This is a genomic window from Methylobacterium sp. WL6, assembly GCF_008040095.1.
Lineage (GTDB): Bacteria > Pseudomonadota > Alphaproteobacteria > Rhizobiales > Beijerinckiaceae > Methylobacterium.
The window spans coordinates 1-4,936 of sequence record NZ_VRVH01000321.1 but is presented as its reverse complement, the minus strand read 5'-3'; the positions used below and the strand labels follow the sequence as shown (position 1 = coordinate 4,936).

Genomic DNA, 4,936 nt, shown 5'->3' with positions numbered 1-4,936 from the left:
ATCGCCGAACGTGCCGGTCCATACACGAGGACCAGCACGCACCCTGGCGCGGGGTGGAGCAGCCCGGTAGCTCGTCAGGCTCATAACCTGAAGGTCACAGGTTCAAATCCTGTCCCCGCAACCAAATCAGCATGAAGCCCGCGCCGTCCGACACGACGGCGCGGGCTTCGTCGTGCGCGGTCAACGAGCTTCGTCAAGCCTCATGCGAACCCTGCGCGTCATCGGCATCGGGACCGGCGATCCGGAGCACCTCACCCTCCAGGCGGTGCGGGCCCTGGCCGACGTCGACGCGGTGTTCGTCCTCGACAAGGGCGCCGACACGGACGACCTCGTCGCCCTGCGCCGAACGATCTGCGCCCGGCACATCCGCAAGGCGTATCGCCTGGTCGTGGCGCAGGATCCCCCGCGCGAGCGCCGGCCGGCGGACTACGCTGCCACCGTCGAGGCCTGGCACGCCGCCCGGGCCGACCTCCTCGGCGGCTTGATCGCGACGAATCTCGGGGCAGGGGAGGTCGGCGCCTTCCTGGTCTGGGGCGATCCGGCGCTCTACGACAGCACCCTGCGCATCCTCGAGCGCATCCTCGCCCGCGATGCCCGAGCCTTCGCCTATACGGTGATCCCCGGCATCTCCAGCGTGCAGATGCTGGCGGCCGCCCACCGCATCCCGCTGAACCGGATCGGCGGGGCCGTCCACATCACCACGGGCCGCGCGATCGCCGATGGCCTGCCGCCGGGCGTCGGCAGCGTCGTGGTGATGCTCGACGCCGACCCGCGCTTCGACCATCTCGATCCCGAGCTGACGATCCACTGGGGTGCCTATCTCGGCTCGCCGGACGAGCTCCTGATCGTCGGGCGGCTCGGCACCGTCGGGCCGGAGATCCGCCGGCAGCGCGCCGCGGCACGCGCCCGCTACGGCTGGATCATGGACGTCTACCTGCTGCAACCGCCCGAGACGCCCTGATACCAGCCGGGCGCGGCGAACGGGCCACGGACGCGTGCGCCCGGCTGCGGTAGAGCATGCGCCATGCTGACCTTGCGACCCTACCAGCGTGCCAGCCTCGACGCGCTTGCCGCCGCCTGGAGCGGGGCAGGGGGGCAGCCCATGCGCGACGGCCTGATCGTGCTGCCGACCGGCGCGGGCAAGGCGCTGGTGATCGCGGCGCTCGCCCGGGAGACGCTGCAGGCGGATCCCCTCGCCCGCATCGTCGTCGTCACCCACAGCCGGGAGCTGATCGCCCAGAACTTCTCCGAGCTCACCGGCTACTGGCCGGAGGCGCCGGCCGGGATCTTCTCCGCCGGGCTCGGGCGGCGGGAGGCGGGGGCGCAGGTGCTGGTCTGCGGCATCCAATCCGTCGCCGACCGGCTCGACGCGATCGGCCCGCGCGATCTGGTCATCGTGGACGAGGCGCACCTGATCCCGCGCTCGGCCGAGACCCGCTACGGCCGCTTCCTCGCCGGCCTGCGGGCGCTGCGGCCGGAGCTTCGCGTCGTCGGCTTCACCGCGACGCCCTATCGGCTCGACAGCGGACGCCTCGACGAAGGCGCGGGCCGGATCTTCGAGGGCATCGTCTACGAGGTCGATGCCGGCGACCTGATCGGACAGGGCTATCTCTGCCCGCTCCTGTCCAAGGCGACGCTGACCGCCCTCGACGTCGCCGGCGTGGGCAAGCGCGGCGGCGACTACATCCCGAGCCAGCTCGAAGCGGCGGTCAACCGCGACTGGATCACCCGCGCCGCGGTCGAGGAGATGGTCGGCTACGGCCGCGAGCGCCGGGCCTGGCTCGCCTTTTGTGCCGGGCTCAGCCACGCGGACGCGGTGCGCGACGCGATCCGCGCAGAGGGCCATTCCTGCGAGACGATCTCCGGCGAGACCCCGCGGCGCGAGCGCGACCGGATCGTGGCGGCCTTCCGCGCCGGGCGGATCCGCTGCCTGACCTCCGTCGGCGTGCTCGCCACCGGCTTCAACGTGCCGGAGGTCGACCTCATCGCCCTGCTCCGGCCGACCCAGAGCACCGGGCTCTACGTGCAGCAGGTCGGGCGCGCGCTGCGCAACGCGCCCGGCAAGCGCGACGCGCTGATCCTCGACTATGCCGGCCTGGTGCGGATGCACGGCCCGGTGGACGTGGTCACCGCCCGCACCGCCGCCGCGGTGAAGGGCAGGGAAGGGCTGGCGCGGGCCAAGCCCTGCCCCGGCTGCGGCGCGCTGATCGCGCTCAACGCCTCGACCTGCGAGCCTTGCTGGATCGAACCGGAGGACGACGCGGCGTCCGCCAAGCACGAGGCCGCGGCCGACGACGAATTGCCGATCCTGTCCGGGCGCGCGGACGGCTGGCGGCCGGTCTCGGATTGGCGCTTCGAGCGCGGGGCGGACGGCCTCGACATTGTGCTGCGCTGCTCCGACGGCGCCCATCGCATCCGGCTCGCGCTGGAGCGGACGGGCTTTGCCCGCGACAAGGCGGTGCAGTGGTGGCGCGGGCTCGGCGGCGGCCGCGCGGCGCCGATGGATGCCGCCGAAGCGCTGGACCGCCGCGACGAGCTGGTGTGCCCGGCGGCGATCCGCATCCGCCCGAGCGGCCGGGCCTCGGAGGAGGTGGCCTGCCGCTTCCCCGACGGACGCATCGTCTCCGATGTCCGCCGCCTGGCCGATGCGCTGGCCGCCTGATGCCGAGGGCGTTCGTGACTCGGGGCAAGCGTAGAGGGCAGGGGGCTCGGAGCGCCCTCGCCCGGGACGACGCGAGCCTGGATCCGCCGGGCCCGGATCGCCGAGGCCGTGAAGGCGATCCTGCCGGATGCTGGCATGCCAGCTGGTTCGGGACCGGCCGAAGCCCCCTCGCCCCGGGACATCAGTCTATTAAGTTCCATAATATATCTTATGCGAATGACAGATGTGCCCTTTAGGGGCGTGTTTCCGCAGGCGATCCCGGGCGGTCGGCGGCCGGAATCGAGTGCGGTCAGCGCACCGTGACGCGCACGTCGGACTCGTAGCCGGTGCCTTCGGCGTTGATGACGAAGATGCGGAAGGTGTCGAGCCCCTCGAACCCCTCCTCCGAGGTGTAGGTCAGCTTCAAGCCCGGCACCTTGCGGGCGTTGCAGGCCGCCAGCGCCGATCCCACGCCGTAACGGGGAAACGAATTCGTCTGCGCCAGCTCGATCGAGCCGTGCCGGGGCTGCTCCAGGGTACGGATCACCACCGGGCCCTGCGAGGAGCAGTCCGGGAACAGCGAGGCGAAGAACGCGATGGTGCGGGCCTCGCCCTTCGGCACCACCCGCATCAGCGGGAACGCGGCCGGCGGCGGAGGCGTGGGCGGCGCGGGCGGCGTCAGCGTGGTCGGCGGAATCGGATCGGCCGGCGTGGCGAGGGCCGGGCGCGTGCAGGCGGGAGCGGCGAGACACAGGGCCGCGAGCGCGGCGATCGGCAAGCGGGGCATGGCCGGGACGCGCGACAAGACCGGGAAGCGGGGCATGGCATCTCCTCGTATCCGGCCTGCAGCGTAGGGTGCGCCAGCGTCCGGCGCATGACGCATGACCGGCCGGCCCGATGCAAATCTTCGTGCGGTCGCGCAGCGCCCTCCGGCGCCCACCGTGCCGGAACCGGTCTCACGCCTCCAGCGGGATCTCGATGTGGAAGCGGGCGCCCTGCCCGCGCGGCGTCGCGATCCGGGCGTCGAGCTGGCGGGCGAGGTTCGCGATCACGCGCATGCCCAGGCTGCCCGAGGCCCGGCCGATGTCGAAATCCGCCGGCAGGCCGACGCCGTCGTCCGACACGTCGAGGACGAGCGCCGCGCCGGTGCAGGCGGCGCCCACGCGCACCTCCCCGGTCCTGTCGGGATAGGCGTACTTGATCGCGTTGGTGACGAGCTCGTTGACCATCAATCCCATCGGGATCGCCCGGTCGGCCGAGACCCGCAGCGGCTCGGCGCTGCAGCGGATGCGGTGGTTCGGCGCGCTGCTCTGCAGGTTGGCCGTCAACGTCTCCAGGAACTGCGCGAGGTCGATCTCGCCCGGCGTGGTGTCGCCCTGGCGCCAGAGCTGGTCGTGGACACCGGCGATGGCCTCGACCCGGGTGCGGGCGTCGATCAGGGCGTCGCGCACGGCCGGGTCGTCGGCGTTGCGCGCCTGCAGCGCGAGCAGGCTCGCGACGATGGCCAGGCTGTTCTTCACCCGGTGGCTCATCTCGCGGACGAGCAGGTCCTGCCGCGCCAGCGCCTGCTTGAGCAGCCCCTCCGTGCGCTGCCGCTCGATCGCGCCGCCGAGCAGGTTGGCGAAGCCCTGCATGAAGGCGATGTCGGCCTCGGTGAACATGCCCTCGCGGGTATCGTCGACCTCGAGCACCCCGAAGGCGCCTTCGCGGTTCTCGATCAGCACGTTGATCGCCCGGCGGATGCCGTGCTCGGCCATGATCTGCGGCGTGCGGAAGCGGTTCTCGTTCTCGAGGTGGTTGGAGATCACCGGCCGGCCGGTCTTGAGGGCGAAGCCCGCGGGCGAGGCGAGGTCGGCGCCGACGCGGGCGTGGCCGACGACGTTCGGTCCCCAGCCGACGCCGGCGCGCACCAGCAGCATGTCCTCGTCGTGCAGGTGCTCCAGCGCCTTGCAGAACTCGGCGCCCATGCCCTCGGCGCAGAGTTCGGTCGCCCGCTGCAGCAGCGCGTCGACGTCCTCGCCGCGCAGGGCCTCGACGCCGAACTCGGACAGGATCGCCTGCTGGCGGAGGCGGTAGTTCAGGTCCGGATGGTGATCGCTCATGACGCGGGGAGGGTAGCAGGGATGGGTGCGGGAGGCGACGCGCGTTGCGGACCGCCCTGCCCGCGCCGTTCCCGTTCGCGCCCCCATACCTGCCCCTGTCTATTATAAACATCAGACGCAGCCGACGACAACATAAGTGTATATCTCGGTGGTCGCCGTATAATTAAAAAAAAAAAGGGGGGGGGGGGGGGGG

The 4,936-nt window shown here is 71.9% G+C and carries 4 protein-coding genes and 1 tRNA gene; 3 read left to right on the top strand and 2 right to left on the bottom strand.

Annotation, left to right across the window (positions count from 1 at the left end):
* Positions 1-47 precede the first annotated feature (47 nt).
* The 3 genes from FV230_RS24575 (at position 48) to FV230_RS24565 (ending at position 2,662) form a co-directional block, all read left to right on the top strand.
* Positions 48-124, top strand: a tRNA-Met gene (locus tag FV230_RS24575).
* A gap of 78 nt (positions 125-202) precedes the next feature.
* Positions 203-961, top strand: a complete 759-nt coding sequence (gene cobF / locus FV230_RS24570) for a precorrin-6A synthase (deacetylating) (protein WP_147844261.1) — start codon at positions 203-205, stop codon at positions 959-961.
* Positions 962-1,024: 63 nt separating this feature from the next.
* Positions 1,025-2,662: a DEAD/DEAH box helicase gene (locus FV230_RS24565; RefSeq protein ID WP_147844260.1), complete on the top strand. Its 1,638-nt coding sequence runs from the start codon at positions 1,025-1,027 to the stop codon at positions 2,660-2,662.
* Between the two features lie 289 nt (positions 2,663-2,951).
* Here the strand turns inward: FV230_RS24565 and FV230_RS29970 are convergent, their stop codons facing one another.
* On the bottom strand, positions 2,952-3,464 hold the full coding sequence (locus FV230_RS29970) for a hypothetical protein (RefSeq protein ID WP_187275611.1): 513 nt from the start codon (positions 3,462-3,464) through the stop codon (positions 2,952-2,954).
* A gap of 133 nt (positions 3,465-3,597) precedes the next feature.
* Positions 3,598-4,743, bottom strand: a complete 1,146-nt coding sequence (locus FV230_RS24550) for a histidine kinase dimerization/phosphoacceptor domain -containing protein (RefSeq protein WP_147844257.1) — start codon at positions 4,741-4,743, stop codon at positions 3,598-3,600.
* Positions 4,744-4,936: the final 193 nt, after the last annotated feature.

What these genes read in the sequence shown, in the direction of transcription:
- cobF (WP_147844261.1), top strand. Translation starts at nt 203, where the DNA reads ATGCGAACCCTGCGCGTCATCGGCATCGGGACCGGCGATCCGGAGCAC.
- FV230_RS24565 (WP_147844260.1), top strand. Translation starts at nt 1,025, where the DNA reads ATGCTGACCTTGCGACCCTACCAGCGTGCCAGCCTCGACGCGCTTGCC.
- FV230_RS29970 (WP_187275611.1), bottom strand. Translation starts at nt 3,464, where the DNA reads ATGCCCCGCTTCCCGGTCTTGTCGCGCGTCCCGGCCATGCCCCGCTTG.
- FV230_RS24550 (WP_147844257.1), bottom strand. Translation starts at nt 4,743, where the DNA reads ATGAGCGATCACCATCCGGACCTGAACTACCGCCTCCGCCAGCAGGCG.